Origin of the sequence: Comamonas endophytica, assembly GCF_023634805.2 — a bacterium.
In the GTDB taxonomy this organism is placed as follows: Bacteria; Pseudomonadota; Gammaproteobacteria; order Burkholderiales; family Burkholderiaceae_C; genus Comamonas; species Comamonas endophytica.
In genome coordinates this window covers 973,123-987,898 of sequence record NZ_CP106881.1, presented here as the reverse complement: position 1 = coordinate 987,898, position 14,776 = coordinate 973,123, and the positions used below count along the sequence as shown (strand labels likewise).

Genomic DNA, 14,776 nt, shown 5'->3' with positions numbered 1-14,776 from the left:
TTCAGCCGCTGCACCATGCCAAGGCGCCGCTCTCCCGCACATCTGCTGCCGGGGCGGCGCTTTTTTCATGGGGCCGCGCCATGACGCGCAGCGCGCCGGCGCGCCAGGCCTATGCGCTGGCCAGGCCGCCGCGCGTGCTGGGCTGGGGGCTGCTGGCGCTGGCGGGGCTGGCCGCGGCGGCGCTGGCGCTGTGGGCGCTGCAGGGCGCGGGCGCACGGCCCTGGGCGCCGGCGCTGGGCCTTGCGCTGTGGCTGGCGGTGGGCGCGTTCGCCTGGCGCGGCTGGCGCCAGTGGCCCGAAGGCGCGCTGGAATGGGACGGCAGCGCCTGGTGGCTGCACGCCGGCCAGGACGCGCGGCCCGTGCCGCTGCGCGCCGTGCCTGAGGTCTGCTGGGACGGGCAGGGCTTCCTGCTGCTGCGCGTGGCGCTGCCCGCGCGGCGCCCGCGCTGGCTATGGCTCGAGGCCGCGAGCGCGCCCGCGCTGTGGGGGGATCTGCGGCGTGCGGTATATTGGCGCGCCCGGCCTGCCCAGAGCGCTTGACAGCGCCGGAGGCCGCCCAGCGCGCCCTGAACGATTCCATGAAGCCTTCCGTGACTCCTCCCTCCACCAGCGACAGCGACCTCCAATTGGTGGAGCGGACCAATGCCGGGGACCAGCGGGCCTTCGAGCTGCTGGTGATCAAGTACCAGCGCCGCATCGAGCGCCTGATCGCGCGCATGGTGCGCGACACCGACCAGGTGCAGGACATCGCGCAGGAAACCTTCATCCGCGCCTACCGCGCGCTGCACCAGTTCCGCGGCGAGGCCCAGTTCTATACCTGGCTGTACCGGATCGCGGTCAATACCGCGAAGAAGGCGCTGCTCGACATGAAGCGCAATCCGGTGGTGGCGGATTCGGCATTGCGCAACCAGAGCGACGAACATGAAACTTCTGCCGCTGGACAAGAACTAACCACGGACGAGACACCGGAGACGGTGCTGGCGGCCCAGGAAATCGCCGAGGCGGTGAACGCCGCGATGCAGGCCCTGCCCGAGGAATTGCGCCAGGCGGTGACGCTGCGCGAGATCGAGGGCCTGAGCTACGAGGAGATTGCCGCGGCCATGGAGTGTCCGATCGGCACGGTGCGTTCGCGCATCTTTCGTGCACGCGAGGCGATTTCTGCGCGGGTCAAGCCGCTGCTGGAGAACCAGACGGGCAAGCGTTGGTAAGCGTGGGTAGTTGGCGCTGCTGCGGCGCCGGTGGATGGCAACATGAATCAAGATCTGAACCAAAGTCAAAGAGAACAGCTGTCGGCATTGGCCGACGGGGAACTGGCGGCCGGGGATATTGGCACGGCGCTGGCGTTCGCGGACAGCGATGAAGGCCGCCAGGCCTGGCAGCTGTACCAGCTGGTGGGCGATGTGCTGCGCTCGCCGGAGCTGGCGCACCACGCGCAGCACGACGTGCTGTCGGGCGTGCGCGCCGAGCTGGCGCGCGAGCCGCGGCTGCAGCCTGCGCAGCTGCGGCCCATTGCCGCGGCGCACGCACCCGAGCGCGCGGCCAACGCTTCCGTGTTCCGCTGGAAGATGGCCGCCGGCGTGGCCTCGTTCGCGGCCGTGGCCGCGTTCGGCTGGAGCTCGCTGCGCACGGGCAGCGACAGCGGCATGCAGCTGGTGCAGAACGACACGCCCCAGCAGTCGGTGCCTGGCGAGATGCTGGCCATGCAGGCCGGTCCGGGCGCGCCGATCATGCTGCGCGACCCGCGCCTCGACGAGCTGCTGGCCGCGCACCGCCAGTACAGCAGCGTCGCGGCACTGCAGATGCCGGCGAACTTCCTGCGCAACGCGAGTTTTTCCGACGCTTCCGTGCACCATTGAGTGCCCCGGCAGGGTGCATGATGGCAGGGTGGTCGGCGCGCCTGCCGGGAACCAAATCCGCGCGGCGCGTTCCAAAGCTTGTTTGCTTCGAGAATCGTGAAAGGATGAGAATGTCCCATACCTCCTGGAGATCGGCACGCTCGGCCGTGCTGGCATCGGTCATGGCAGCCGCGTCGGCGGGCGCGCTTCTGCCCGCCTCGGCGCTGGCCCAGGCGCCGGCCGCGCTGCCCTCCGCCGCCGCGGCGGCCGTGCGCGGCCTGCCGGACTTCACCGACCTGGTCGAACAGGTCGGGCCGTCGGTGGTCAACATCCGCACCTCGGAAAAGGTCGCCAGCCGCAACAACGCCGCCGGCATGGACGAGGAGATGCTGGAGTTCTTCCGGCGCTTCGGCGTGCCCATTCCCAACCTGCCGCAGCGCCCGCAGCGGCCCCAGCAGCCGCAGCAGCCCGAAGAGGAGCAGGCGCGCGGCGTGGGCTCGGGCTTCATCCTGACGCAGGATGGCTACGTCATGACCAACGCGCATGTGGTCGAGGGTGCCTCCGAAGTCATCGTGACGCTGACCGACAAGCGCGAGTTCAAGGCCAAGATCATCGGTTCGGACAAGCGCACCGACGTGGCCGTGGTGAAGATCGAGGCCCGCGGCCTGCCCGCCGTCAAGGTCGGCGACGTCAACCGCCTCAAGGTCGGCGAGTGGGTCATGGCCATCGGCTCGCCCTTCGGCCTGGAGAACAGCGTCACCGCCGGCATCGTCAGCGCCAAGCAGCGCGACACGGGTGAATACATTCCCTTCATCCAGACCGACGTGGCCATCAACCCCGGCAACTCGGGCGGCCCGCTGATCAACCTGCGCGGCGAGGTGGTGGGCATCAACAGCCAGATCTACTCGCGCTCGGGCGGCTTCATGGGCATTTCCTTTGCCATTCCCATGGACGAGGCGATCCGCGTCAGCGACCAGCTGCGCACCTCGGGCCGCGTGACGCGCGGGCGCATCGGCGTGCAGATCGGCGCCGTGACCAAGGACGTCGCCGAATCCATCGGCCTGGGCAAGCCCCAGGGCGCGCTGGTCAGCGCCGTCGAGGCCGGCTCGCCGGCCGAGAAGGCGGGCATCGAGGCGGGCGACGTGATCACGCGCTACGAAGGCAAGCCGATCGAGAAGTTCGGCGACCTGCCGCGCATGGTGGGCAACACCAAGCCCGGCACCAAGAGCGCCATCACGGTGTTCCGCCGCGGCAGCCAGCGCGACCTGAGCATCACCATTGCCGAGGTCGAGCCCGATGAGAAGGCCCAGACCGCTGCGGCGCCAGGCGATGACAAGGCACCCAAGTCGTCGTCGGCCGCGGCCCAGCAGCTGGGCCTGGGCGTTGCCGAGTTGAGCGAAGCGCAGAAGAAGGACCTGAAGATCAAGGGCGGCGTGCGCGTGGTCTCGGCCGAGGGCGCGGCCGCGCGTGCCGGCCTGCGCGAGGGCGACGTGCTGCTGGCCGTGGCCAACACCGAGATCGCCAACCTCAAGGGCTTCGAGGCCGCGCTGGCCAAGGCCGACAAGGCCAAGCCGATCAACCTGCTGGTGCGCCGCGGCGAGTGGGCGCAGTATGTGCTGATCCGTCCGTCGCGCTGAAGCGGGACTGCGCCTATCCCCTGGAGCGGCGCATGCACCGCCTGGCGCCGGATTCGGCGCATTGGGTAGAATGGCCGGTTGCGGCCGCAAAGGGTGGCGGCATGCGCCTTCGGGAAGCATGCGCCACCCTGGCCAGTGGAGCGCGGCGCGGTGCCAGAGGGCCCGCGCGCATGACCCTTTCGCCAACTGGCAATTCCCTTCGGGGGCGGTGCGCGGCGGCTTCTGCAGATGGGCTTTTTGCCTACAATGAAGCCCCAACCATCGCAGTTGCCCTAGATTGTTGGTTCAGGGCGCGTCTCCAGTCGACGCGCCCTTTTTTCTTGCACGCGCTCTCCCTGTTTTTTTCTTACCAGACGCCTTTCGTTGATGAAGCACATCAGAAATTTCTCCATCATTGCGCATATCGACCATGGCAAGTCGACCCTTGCGGACCGACTGATCCAACGCTGCGGTGGTCTCGCCGAGCGCCAAATGGAAGCGCAGGTGCTGGACTCGATGGACATCGAGAAAGAGCGCGGCATCACCATCAAGGCACAGACGGCAGCGCTGCAGTACAAGGCCAGGGACGGCCAGGTCTACAACCTGAACCTGATCGACACCCCGGGCCACGTCGACTTCTCGTACGAAGTCAGCCGTTCGCTGTCGGCCTGCGAAGGCGCACTGCTGGTGGTCGATGCCTCGCAGGGCGTCGAGGCCCAGACCGTGGCCAACTGCTACACCGCGCTGGACCTGGGCGTCGAGGTGGTGTCGGTGCTCAACAAGATGGATCTGCCCAATGCCGATCCCGACAACGCCAAGGCCGAGATCGAGGACGTGATCGGCATCGACGCGACGGATGCGATCCCCTGCTCGGCCAAGAGCGGCATGGGCGTCGACGACATCCTCGAGGCCATCGTGGCGAAGATCCCCCATCCCAAGGGCGAGCCCGAGGCGCCGCTGCGCGCGATGATCATCGACAGCTGGTTCGACCCCTATGTGGGCGTCGTCATGCTGGTGCGCGTGGTCGACGGCCAGCTCAGGAAGAACGAGCGCATCAAGCTGATGGCCACGGGGGCGGTCTATGAAGCCGGCTCGCTGGGCGTGTTCACGCCCGCCAACGAGGCGCGCGAGGCGCTGCGCGCGGGCGAGGTGGGCTACGTGATCTGCGGCATCAAGGAGCTCAAGGCCGCCAAGGTCGGCGACACCATCACGCTGGAAAAGAAGCTGCCCAACAACCTGGGCCCGGCCGAGCAGGCGCTGCCCGGCTTCAAGGAGATCCAGCCCCAGGTGTTCGCCGGCCTGTATCCGACCGAAGCCAGCGAGTACGACTCGCTGCGCGACGCGCTCGAGAAACTGCAGCTCAACGACGCCTCGCTGCAGTACGAGGCCGAGGTCTCGCAGGCGCTGGGCTTCGGCTTCCGCTGCGGCTTCCTGGGCCTGCTGCACATGGAGATCGTGCAGGAGCGCCTGGAGCGTGAGTTCGACCAGGACCTGATCACCACCGCGCCCAGCGTGGTCTACGAGGTGGTCAAGGGCGACGGCGAGGTGATCATGGTCGAGAACCCGTCCAAGATGCCCGACCAGGGCCGGCTCCAGGAAATCCGCGAGCCCATCGTCACCGTGCACCTCTACATGCCGCAGGAATACGTGGGCCCGGTGATGACGCTGGCCAACCAGAAGCGCGGCGTGCAGATCAACATGGCCTACCACGGCCGCCAGGTCATGCTGACCTACGAGATGCCGCTGGGCGAGATCGTGCTGGACTTCTTCGACAAGCTCAAGAGCGTCTCGCGCGGCTATGCCTCGATGGACTACGAGTTCAAGGAGTACCGCGCCTCCGACGTGGTCAAGGTCGACATCCTGCTCAACGGCGAAAAGGTCGATGCGCTGTCGATCATCGTGCACCGCTCGCAGTCCGCCTACCGCGGCCGCGCCGTGGTCGCCAAGATGCGCGAAATCATCAGCCGCCAGATGTTCGACGTTGCCATCCAGGCCGCGATCGGCGCCAACATCATCGCCCGCGAGACCGTCAAGGCGCTGCGCAAGAACGTGCTGGCCAAGTGCTACGGCGGCGACATCAGCCGCAAGCGCAAGCTGCTGGAAAAGCAAAAGGCCGGCAAGAAGCGCATGAAGCAGATCGGCGCCGTCGAAGTGCCGCAGGAAGCCTTTCTGGCGATTTTGCAAGTGGAGGATTGATGCGAGCAATGCAATGGATCACGGCGGCCGTGCTGGGCGCCTTCTTGGGCTACATCGCTGCCTGGTATCTGGGTTTCCTGCAGGGCAACTTCTCGCTGCTGCTGTTCCTGGCCACCGTGGTGACCGGCGTGTACTGGGTGGCCGAGCGCCTGTATTTCTGGCCGCGCCGGCGTGCCGCCGCGGCCGCGCTCGAGCAGTCGATGGTCGAGCGCCGCGCCGAGCTCGACCGCAAGGGCATCGCCAAGGTCGATCTCGAGGTCAGCCCCGAGGCCCGGGGCCGCGTGCTGATGCAGCCCTGGTGGCTGGACTGGACGGCGGGCCTGTTCCCGGTGATCGCCATCGTCTTCGTGCTGCGTTCCTTCCTGTTCGAGCCCTTCAAGATTCCCTCGGGCTCGATGATCCCCACGCTGCTGGTCGGCGACCTGATCCTGGTCAACAAGTTCACCTATGGCGTGCGCCTGCCGGTGCTCAACAAGAAGGTCATCGAGGTCTCCACCCCCGAGCGCGGCGACGTGATGGTGTTCCGCTTCCCGCCGCAGCCCACGCTGGACTACATCAAGCGCGTGGTCGGCGTGCCCGGCGACGAGATCGGCTACTTCAACAAGCGCCTGACCATCAATGGCCAGCCCGTCGAGACTGCCAAGCTTCCCGACTTCTTTGAAAAGGACGAGATGAAGTATTTCCAGCAGTTCGAGGAAAAGCTCGGCGGCAAGGCGCATCGGCTGCTCAACAATGCCAATGCGTCGGCCTTCATCCAGGGCGCGAGCGACTTCCCGTTCCGCGAGAACTGCCGCTACAGTGTCGAGGGCGTGAGCTGCAAGGTGCCCGAAGGGCATTACTTCGTGATGGGCGACAATCGCGACAACTCGCTGGATTCCCGCTACTGGGGCTTCGTGCCCGACGAGAACATCGTCGGCAAGGCCTTCTTTGTCTGGATGAACTTCGGCGATCTCAAACGCATCGGCAGCTTCCATTGAGGCCACCGGCGCACCGACTGGCCCGGGCCGCAGCGGCCCCTGACGAGGAGCTCTGAGGAGACCGGAACATGAGAATGCACAACATCGCCCGCCGCACGCGCCAGCGTGGGCTGTCCTTCCTGGGCCTGGTGTTCATGGCCGTGGTGGCTGTCTCGGTGGTCGCCATCGGCGGACAATCCGTCCCCATCTTCCTGGAATACCAGGCCGTGCTCAAGGCGGCGGACAAAGCCGCCCGCGAGGGCAAGACGGTGCCGGAGGTGCGCGCCATCTTCGACCGCGCCGCGACGATCGACAATATCAAATCCATCCAGGGCTCGGACCTGGAGGTGACCAAGCACAACGAACGGGTGCAGGTGGCCTTCAGCTACTCCCGCGAGATAGCGCTCGCGGGGCCAGCCCATCTCGTTTACCGTTTTGAGAAGCAGATTCCCTAGGTGCAACCCGGACTCATCGCATTGCAGCAGCGCCTGCAGCACACATTCAAGGATCCTGCCCTGCTGCAGCGCGCGCTGACGCACCGCAGCTTTTCGGCAGACCACAACGAACGCCTGGAATTCCTCGGCGACTCGGTGCTCAGCCTGGCGATCTCCAGCCTGCTGTACGAGCGGCTGCGCGCGCAGCCCGAGGGCGACCTGTCGCGCGTGCGCGCCAACCTCGTCAAGCAGGATACGCTGCACCGCATCGCGCTGCGCCTGCAGCTGCCCGAGGTGCTGCGCCTGGGCGAGGGCGAATTCAAGTCGGGTGGCAAGCAGCGGCCCTCGATCCTTGCCGACGCGGTGGAAGCGCTGATCGGCGCGGTGTACCTCGATGCGGGCTATGCGCCAGCCGAGGTGGTGGTGCACCACCTGTTCGAGAAGGTCGAGATCAATCCGCAGATGGAGGCAGCGGCCAAGGACGCGAAGACCGCACTCCAGGAATGGCTGCAGGGCCGCAAGATGAAGCTGCCGCAGTACCGTGTGGTGGCGACCACCGGCGCGGCGCACCGCCAGCAGTTCGAGATCGAATGCGCCATCGCCGAGATGGACCTGGTCAAGCGCGGCACGGGCGGCTCCCGCCGCGCGGGCGAGCAGGCCGCGGCCGAGGCCATGTTGAACACATTGAAAGCAAAGAACCATGAATGACGCTACCCACGACGTAGCCGGCGACGCGGACGGGGAACAGCCCGACGCGCATGATCCCATCGGCGCGATGCTGGCCGCGGCCGGCGCGCCGCTGCATGCCGAAGGCCAGCGCTGCGGCCTGATCGCCATCGTCGGCAAGCCCAACGTCGGCAAGTCGACGCTGATGAACGCGCTGGTCGGCCAGAAGATCAGCATCACCTCGCGCAAGGCGCAGACCACGCGCCACCGCATCACCGGCATCGCCACGCGCGAAGCCACGCAGTTCGTGTTCGTCGACACGCCGGGCTTCCAGACCCAGCACTCGACCGCGCTCAACAAGTCGCTGAACAAGACCGTCATGGGCGCGATCAGCGACGTGGACCTGATCCTGTTCGTCGTCGAGGCCGGCAACTTCACGCTGGCCGACGCCAAGGTGCTGAGCCTGTTCAAGCCCGGCATCCCGACGCTGCTGGTGGCCAACAAGCTCGACCAGGTGCACCGCCGCGCGGACATCGCGCCCTGGCTCAAGAGCATGCAGGAGCGCCATCCCTTTGCCGAGTTCGTGCCGATGTCGGCCAAGAAGCGCGACGACATCCAGCGCCTGTTCGGCATCTGCGAGAAGTACCTGCCCGAGCAGCCCTGGTTCTACGGCCCGGACGAGCTCACCGACCGCAGCGAGAAGTTCCTGGTCACGGAAACCGTGCGCGAGAAGCTGTTCCGCTTCACCGGCGACGAGCTGCCCTACACCTCCACCGTGGTGCTGGACAAGTTCAGCGAGGAAAAGAGCAAGCAGCACAAGCGCTTCGTGCGCACCGCGGTGACCATCGTCGTCGAGCGCGAGGGCCACAAGGCGATGGTGATCGGCGAGAAGGGCGAACGCCTCAAGCGCATCAGCACCGAGGCGCGCCAGGAGCTCGAGCGCCTGCTCGACGGCAAGGTGTTCCTGGAAGTCTGGGTCAAGGTGCGCTCCGGCTGGGCCGACGACGAGGCGCGCGTGCGCTCCTTCGGCTACGAATAGCCCGCACATGGCGGCCGCCAAGCGCGTCTCCGAGGAACCTGCCTTCGTGCTCCATCGCTATGACTGGAGCGAATCCAGCCTGATCCTGGAGGTGTTCACACGCCACCGCGGGCGCGTGGCGCTGGCGGCGCGCGGCGCCAAGAAGCCGACCTCGAATTTCCGCCCGGTGCTGCTGCCGCTGCAGCCGCTGCGCGTGACCTACACGCTGGGCGCCGAGGGCAACGCCGAGATCCACACGCTCAAGGGCGCGGAATGGGCCGGCGGCCACGTCATGCCCATGGGCGATGCGCTGCTCTCGGGGCTTTACCTCAACGAGCTGCTGCTGCGGCTGCTGGCGCGCGACGATCCCTACACCGCGCTGTTCGATGTCTATGCCGGCGTGGTGCGCGTGCTGGCCGGCACCCAGGGCGAGGCCCTGGAGCCGGTGCTGCGCGCCTTCGAGCTGGTGCTGCTGCGCGCGCTGGGCCTGCTGCCGAGCCTGGCCGAGGAGACCATGACGCTGTCGGCACTGGCGCCCAGGGGCCGCTATGTGCTGGTGCCCGAGGGCGGCCTGCGCCAGGCTGCCGCCGGCGAGCGCGCGGCGCTCAGCGGCGCGCAGTGGCGATCGCTCGAGCAGGCGCTGGCCGCGGAGCATCTGCCGCAGGCCTACACCGCCACGCTGCGCGCCGCCGCGCCGGTCGCGCTGGCGCTCAAATCCCAATTGCGCACGCTGCTGCAATACCATTGCGGCAACCCGCTGCTGCGCACCCGCCAGCTGATGATGGATCTGCAAAACCTATGACCCACTCCACTTCTCCGTCGACGCGTACTGCCCTGTCGGTCAATGTCAACAAGGTCGCGCTGGTGCGCAACACGCGCCATCTGGGCATTCCCAGCGTGACGCGCGCGGCGCAGCTGTGCCTCGAAGCCGGCGCGCAGGGCATCACGGTGCACCCGCGGCCCGACGAGCGGCACATCCGCGCCAGCGACGTGCGGGAGCTGCACGAACTGCTGCGGCAGTGGCCGGAGGCGGAATACAACATCGAGGGCAATCCCTTCCACAACCTGATGGAATTCGTGCGCGCCCAGCGCCCGCAGCAGGCGACCTTCGTGCCCGACAGCGAGGGCCAGTTCACCAGCGACCATGGCTGGAGCTTTCCGCAGGATGCCGAGCGCCTGGCGCCGCTGATCGCCGAATGCCGGGCCCTGGGCGTGCGCGTGAGCCTGTTCATGGACCCGGAGCCAGAGCAGATGGCGGCGGCCAAGGCCGTCGGCGCGGACCGCGTCGAGCTCTATACAGAGCCCTATGCCGCGGCCTGGGGCACGCCGCAGCAGACGGCGCAGCTCGAGCGCTACCGCGCCGCGGCGCAGGCGGCGCTGGACGCAGGGCTGGGTGTCAATGCCGGCCATGACCTCAGCCTGGACAATCTCGCGGCTTTTGTGGCCGAGGTGCCCGGCCTGCTGGAAGTCTCCATCGGCCATGCACTGATCGGCGATGCGCTCGAGCGCGGCTATGCCGGGGCGGTGCGGGCCTACCAGGAATGCATCGACGCGGGAATGCGCGCGAGAAAGGCTTGACGCCATGATCTACGGCATTGGCACCGATATCTGCGACGTGCGGCGCATCCGCTCCAGCCTGGAGCGACTGGGCGATCGCTTTGCCGAAAAGGTGCTCGCCGAGGGCGAGCTGGCCACCTGGCGTGCGCGCAGCGCGCGCTGGCCGGACCGCGGCGTGCGCTACGTCGCGACGCGCTTTTCCGCCAAGGAGTCGTTCAGCAAGGCCATCGGCCTGGGCATGCGCATGCCCATGACCTGGCGCCACTGCGAGATCGTGAACCTGCCCAGCGGCCAGCCGAGCATCGTGCTGCATGGCGCGCTCAAGGACTGGTTCGAGGAGCGCGGCCTGCAGGTGCACCTGAGCGTGACCGATGAGAGCGACTATGCAGCGAGCTTCTGCGTGGTCGAGAAGAAGCCCGCGAATTGATTTTTCCCGAAAGGACAGGCCGGACATGACCGAGCACGCACCCCTCATCATCGATATCGCGGGCAAGGCACTCACTCCTGCCGACCGCGCTCGCCTGGCGCATCCGCTGGTCGGCGGCATGATCCTGTTTGCGCGCAACTGGGAGAATCGCGCGCAGCTGCTGGCGCTGACGGCAGATATCAAGTCCGTGCGCGAGGACCTGCTGATCTGCGTGGACCATGAAGGCGGGCGCGTGCAGCGCTTTCGCACCGACGGCTTCACCCATCTGCCGCCGATGCGTGCCTTTGGCGACATGTGGATGGATGACGGGGAGGGCGCCAGGCGCCGCGAGGGCAGCGGCGCGCTGCGGGCCATGGACGCGGCCACGGCCGCCGGCTATGTGCTGGGCAGCGAGCTGCGCGCCTGCGGCGTCGATTTCTCCTTCACGCCGGTGCTGGACCTCGACTGGGGCGAAAGCGGCGTGATCGGCGACCGCGCCTTCCATGCGGACGCGCGCGTGGTCGCGGCGCTGGCGAAGAGCCTGATGCACGGCCTGCTGCAGGCCGGCATGGCCAATTGCGGCAAGCATTTTCCCGGGCATGGCTTCGTCAAGGCCGACTCGCACACCGACATTCCCGTGGACCAGCGCGGCCTGCAGGCGATCCTCGCCGACGATGCCGCGCCCTATCCCTGGCTGGCCTCGGTGCTCACCAGCGTCATGCCCGCGCACGTGATCTATTCCAGGGTCGACAAGCGCCCCGCGGGCTTTTCCGCCAGGTGGCTGCAGGACATCCTGCGCGCGCGGCTGCGCTTCGACGGCGCGATCTTCAGCGACGACCTGAGCATGGAAGCCGCGCGCCGCCTGGGTGGCGAGACCCTCGACTTCACCCAGGCCGCCATCGAGGCGCTGAACGCGGGCTGCGACATGGCGCTGCTGTGCAACCAGAGCCTGGATGGCGGAGCGGCCGTGGACGAATGGCTGGAGGGCATGCAGTCCGCGCGCGAGCAAGGCCGCTGGCAGCCCAGCGTGGACAGCGAGTCGCGCCGCCTGGCGCTGCTGCCCGAGACGCTGCCGCAGAGCTGGGACGAGCTGATGCTGCAGCCGGCCTACCGCAATGCGCTGGACCGGCTGCCCTGACAGGGGGCTGGCGGCGCCATCCCGGCCCCGGCAGCCTGGCTCTCAGGCAACAGCCTTGCCGCTGCCTAGGCCCAGCTGGCGCTGCTTCAGGCCAATAACGCCGTTGCCGGCCGGGCCCTCGGACATCTCCTGCAGCATGGCCCTGACCTGCGGCGATGCCTGGGCCAATATGGCGTTGCCCGAGCCCCGCAGGCGCTGTGTGCTCAGGCCGTCGCCGACGGCGATCCGCCGGCCGCTCAGAAGGCCGGTGCCCGGGCATGCCGCGTTGTCGAGGGCTGCGCCAGGCGGGGTTTGCGTGCTGTCCGCGCCACGTACAGGCACCGGCAGCGGGGACGCGGCAATGCGCGCTGAAATGTCGTTCATGGCGTTCACGCGTAGGAGCCCAGCTGCATCTGGAACAGCTCCGGCGGCTCGGCACTGCTCTCTCCGCTGACGTAATCCCTCCACGCCAGGCAGGTGTCGGTCATCCATCCGAGCAGCGCCGCCAGCTTGTCGGCATCGAGGCTCTGCAGGGGGCGGCGCATCGTCATGGTGACCATGTCGTCTTCCGGGACGACGCCCAGGGTGCCGCCGCGGGTGCCGGTGCCGCCGTGGTTGGCCCAGAGCAGCGTGCGCGCCACCTCGGCCCAGCGCTGGGCGGGCACTGTGCCGAGCAGGCTGCACAGCAGCACATCCCCGTGCTCGTCGTTGCCTTCGAACTGCAGGCTGATCGGCAGGTTGTCTATGAGTATTTCCTCGGTGCTGAGCAAGGATGGCGCATCGAGCCCGATCTCTTCCGCAAGGGATGTCAGCAGGGCATCGTAGGTTTGGCGCATAGAGTTTGGCAATTGCGTTGGATGACTCTATGTCACGCGAACGCTCCCAGAGTTCCAACTTTTACTATCTTCGCCTGGCCGGCATCACTGCGGCTTGCTTCCTGTGGCCAGCCGCTGCGCCGCAGCCTCTTCGGCGGCCGTGGGCGGGGCGTTGTCGGGCATGCGGGCATGGATGCCGCCTTTCCAGCGGCGCACCACGCGCTGGAAGATCAAGGCGTTCGGGATCTGCAGCAGCGTGCCTTCGCGGTGCTCCGGAGAGGCATCCTCAAGCGTGGTGTAGAGCATGTTGATGTCCACCACCCGGCCCTTGGGGCCGGTCTTCTCGGCGATGTCGATCAGCTCGATGTAGTCGCCCAGCCGGTAGGGGCCGATGACGACGATCAGCAGCGTGCAGAACAGGTTGGACAGCACGCTCCAGGCCGCGAAGAAGGCGACCGCGCCCACCGTGGCAAAGCCGGTGAAGGCGGTCCACAGCACCGTGGCCGAGACCCCGAGGCGCTCGAGGATCAGCAGCACCGTCGCGGCAATGATCAGCCAGCGGATGACGCCCTGCAGAGGCACCATCAGCTCGCGCGGCAGCGCATAGTGGGTGCCGGCACGGTGGGTCACGCGCTTGAAGAACAGGTTGATCAGCCAGGCGGCAAACAGGATCAGCAGGATCTGCAGGGCGGGCACCAGCAGCTCCAGCCAGTCCTGGAGCCACGGGGGCAGGTGAATGGAAAGATGACGCATGGCTTCGATTGGTCGGAAATGTGAAAGGCCTGGTCCTGGAGTATCGGCCAGTCAGTCAAGCAATAAGCCTAACAGTTATCGCGCAGTCCACTATCAATTCAGCAGGCGTGCGGAATGAAGGTGGGCACCGAGCAAGGGCCGCCCCGCAGCGACGGTGTCGTCCCTGCGCGGGCCGCCCCAGCCGGGCGCCCCCCTCCACCGAAGGATGAGAGGGGGAGGCGAGGCTCGCCCCGCGACGAAGTCGCCCAGGAGGGGCCCGCCTAGGGGGGCCCGCCTAGGGGGTGCTTCGTTGTTCTATCGTGTCCATCTGCATCTCGAAGCTGAAGAACCGGTCCCGCCCCTGGGCCTTGGCGGCATACAGCGCCTGATCGGCGCGCATGACCATGCTTTCGGCGTTGGTGCTGTCGTCGGGAACGCAGGTCGTGATGCCGCCCGAGAGCGTGAGCACGCTGCCCAGCGGCGAGTCGGGGTGGGGGAGGGCGCGCACCCGCAGCATCTTGCCCAGCGCGCGGGCAAAGGTCATCGCGCCGGAACGCGGGGTGTTGGGCAGGATCATGGCGAACTCCTCGCCGCCGTAGCGCGAAGCCACGTCACGCGGGCGCATGCAGACGTCGCGCAGCAGCTTGCCCACTGCGCGCAGACATTCGTCGCCCTTCACGTGGCCGCAGCTGTCGTTGTAGCGCTTGAAGTGGTCCAGATCGCAGAGCATCAGCGTCAGCGGCTTGTTGTCGCGCCGCGCCAGCAGGATCTCCGCATGCAGGATGCGGTCGAAGCCGCGGCGGTTGACCAGGCCCGTGAGCGCATCCATCTCGACCATCTCGTTGAGCCGCTGGTTGGCCAGATGCAGCTCGGCCGACATCGAGACCAGCCGCCGGCGCATGTCCAGCAGCCGGCGCATGGCGCGCAGCTTGGCCACCAGCACGATCGGCTTGACGGGTTTGACCAGATAGTCGTCGCCGCCCGATTCGATGCCGCGCCACAGGTCCAGATCGGTGTCGAGCCCCGACAGGAAGATGATCGGGGTCCAGTCGCCGGCCTCGGATTCGCGCATCTGGTGGGCCACGCCGTAGCCGTCGAGGCCTGGCAGGCGGATGTCCAGCAGCACCAGGTCGGGGCGGCGCAGCTTGAACAGCTGCAGCGCCACCTGGCCGTCGGCGGCTTCCATGATCTCGCTCACGCCCGCATGCTTGAGCTCCTGCACCAGCGAGGCGCGCATGGAGGGCTGGTCTTCCACCACCAGTACCGAGAACGGTGCGTTACCCGGCGCCGCATCCGCATGGGGCGAGGTGAATCGGGCCGCGTTGGGTTCGATGGCTGGAGGCGTCGGGTTCACTTCGGTTCCTTCGGGAGTCCAAGCGACTCCCCGGCAAAGCACGCCTGCGCGCCCGGTGGCGGCAGGAGATACAAG

17 protein-coding genes are annotated in these 14,776 nt (G+C 67.6%); 13 read left to right on the top strand and 4 right to left on the bottom strand.

Annotation, left to right across the window (positions count from 1 at the left end):
- Positions 1-80: 80 nt before the first annotated feature.
- The 13 genes from M9799_RS04335 (at position 81) to nagZ (ending at position 11,821) form a co-directional block, all read left to right on the top strand.
- Positions 81-539, top strand: a complete 459-nt coding sequence (locus tag M9799_RS04335) for a hypothetical protein (protein WP_231043987.1) — start codon at positions 81-83, stop codon at positions 537-539.
- Positions 540-577: 38 nt separating this feature from the next.
- Entirely contained in the window at positions 578-1,207 is a 630-nt protein-coding gene (gene rpoE, locus M9799_RS04330; RefSeq protein WP_231043988.1) for an RNA polymerase sigma factor RpoE, read from the top strand.
- A gap of 42 nt (positions 1,208-1,249) precedes the next feature.
- Entirely contained in the window at positions 1,250-1,855 is a 606-nt protein-coding gene (locus M9799_RS04325; protein WP_231043989.1) for a sigma-E factor negative regulatory protein, read from the top strand.
- 161 nt (positions 1,856-2,016) lie between these two features.
- The gene (locus tag M9799_RS04320; RefSeq protein WP_377008606.1) at positions 2,017-3,471 is read left to right on the top strand and encodes a DegQ family serine endoprotease; all 1,455 of its coding nucleotides are present in this window, start codon (positions 2,017-2,019) and stop codon (positions 3,469-3,471) included.
- Positions 3,472-3,837: 366 nt separating this feature from the next.
- Positions 3,838-5,646 carry a translation elongation factor 4 gene (lepA, locus tag M9799_RS04315; protein ID WP_231043991.1) on the top strand — a complete coding sequence of 603 codons (1,809 nt, stop codon included), beginning with the start codon at positions 3,838-3,840 and terminating at the stop codon, positions 5,644-5,646.
- On the top strand, positions 5,646-6,623 hold the full coding sequence (gene lepB / locus M9799_RS04310) for a signal peptidase I (RefSeq protein ID WP_231043992.1): 978 nt from the start codon (positions 5,646-5,648) through the stop codon (positions 6,621-6,623). Before lepA ends, lepB begins: the two co-directional genes overlap by 1 nt.
- A 74-nt stretch (positions 6,624-6,697) precedes the next feature.
- Complete coding sequence (locus M9799_RS04305; protein WP_231044222.1) at positions 6,698-7,057, top strand: DUF4845 domain-containing protein; 360 nt, start codon at positions 6,698-6,700, stop codon at positions 7,055-7,057.
- The gene (gene rnc, locus M9799_RS04300; RefSeq protein WP_231043993.1) at positions 7,058-7,744 is read left to right on the top strand and encodes a ribonuclease III; all 687 of its coding nucleotides are present in this window, start codon (positions 7,058-7,060) and stop codon (positions 7,742-7,744) included.
- Positions 7,737-8,741 (top strand): GTPase Era, encoded by a 1,005-nt coding sequence (era, locus tag M9799_RS04295; protein WP_377007336.1) that lies wholly within the window; start codon positions 7,737-7,739, stop codon positions 8,739-8,741. Before rnc ends, era begins: the two co-directional genes overlap by 8 nt.
- Before the next feature lie 7 nt (positions 8,742-8,748).
- A complete protein-coding gene (gene recO / locus M9799_RS04290; protein ID WP_231043994.1) occupies positions 8,749-9,522 on the top strand; it encodes a DNA repair protein RecO in 774 nt (257 codons plus the stop codon).
- Positions 9,519-10,298 (top strand): pyridoxine 5'-phosphate synthase, encoded by a 780-nt coding sequence (locus M9799_RS04285; protein ID WP_231043995.1) that lies wholly within the window; start codon positions 9,519-9,521, stop codon positions 10,296-10,298. The genes recO and M9799_RS04285 overlap by 4 nt, the downstream gene beginning before the upstream one ends.
- Positions 10,299-10,302: 4 nt before the next feature.
- Entirely contained in the window at positions 10,303-10,704 is a 402-nt protein-coding gene (gene acpS, locus M9799_RS04280; RefSeq protein ID WP_231043996.1) for a holo-ACP synthase, read from the top strand.
- 25 nt (positions 10,705-10,729) lie between these two features.
- The gene (nagZ, locus tag M9799_RS04275; protein ID WP_231043997.1) at positions 10,730-11,821 is read left to right on the top strand and encodes a beta-N-acetylhexosaminidase; all 1,092 of its coding nucleotides are present in this window, start codon (positions 10,730-10,732) and stop codon (positions 11,819-11,821) included.
- Positions 11,822-11,863: 42 nt separating this feature from the next.
- Here nagZ and M9799_RS04270 read toward each other — a convergent pair whose 3' ends face one another.
- From M9799_RS04270 to M9799_RS04255, 4 genes are all read right to left on the bottom strand, one after another.
- Positions 11,864-12,184: a hypothetical protein gene (locus M9799_RS04270; RefSeq protein ID WP_231043998.1), complete on the bottom strand. Its 321-nt coding sequence runs from the start codon at positions 12,182-12,184 to the stop codon at positions 11,864-11,866.
- A 5-nt stretch (positions 12,185-12,189) separates the two neighbouring features.
- Positions 12,190-12,636 carry a CesT family type III secretion system chaperone gene (locus tag M9799_RS04265; RefSeq protein WP_231043999.1) on the bottom strand — a complete coding sequence of 149 codons (447 nt, stop codon included), beginning with the start codon at positions 12,634-12,636 and terminating at the stop codon, positions 12,190-12,192.
- A gap of 84 nt (positions 12,637-12,720) precedes the next feature.
- Positions 12,721-13,368, bottom strand: coding sequence for a mechanosensitive ion channel family protein (locus M9799_RS04260; protein ID WP_231044000.1), 648 nt, complete (start codon positions 13,366-13,368; stop codon positions 12,721-12,723).
- A gap of 274 nt (positions 13,369-13,642) precedes the next feature.
- Positions 13,643-14,680 carry a GGDEF domain-containing response regulator gene (locus M9799_RS04255; RefSeq protein ID WP_231044224.1) on the bottom strand — a complete coding sequence of 346 codons (1,038 nt, stop codon included), beginning with the start codon at positions 14,678-14,680 and terminating at the stop codon, positions 13,643-13,645.
- Positions 14,681-14,776: the final 96 nt, after the last annotated feature.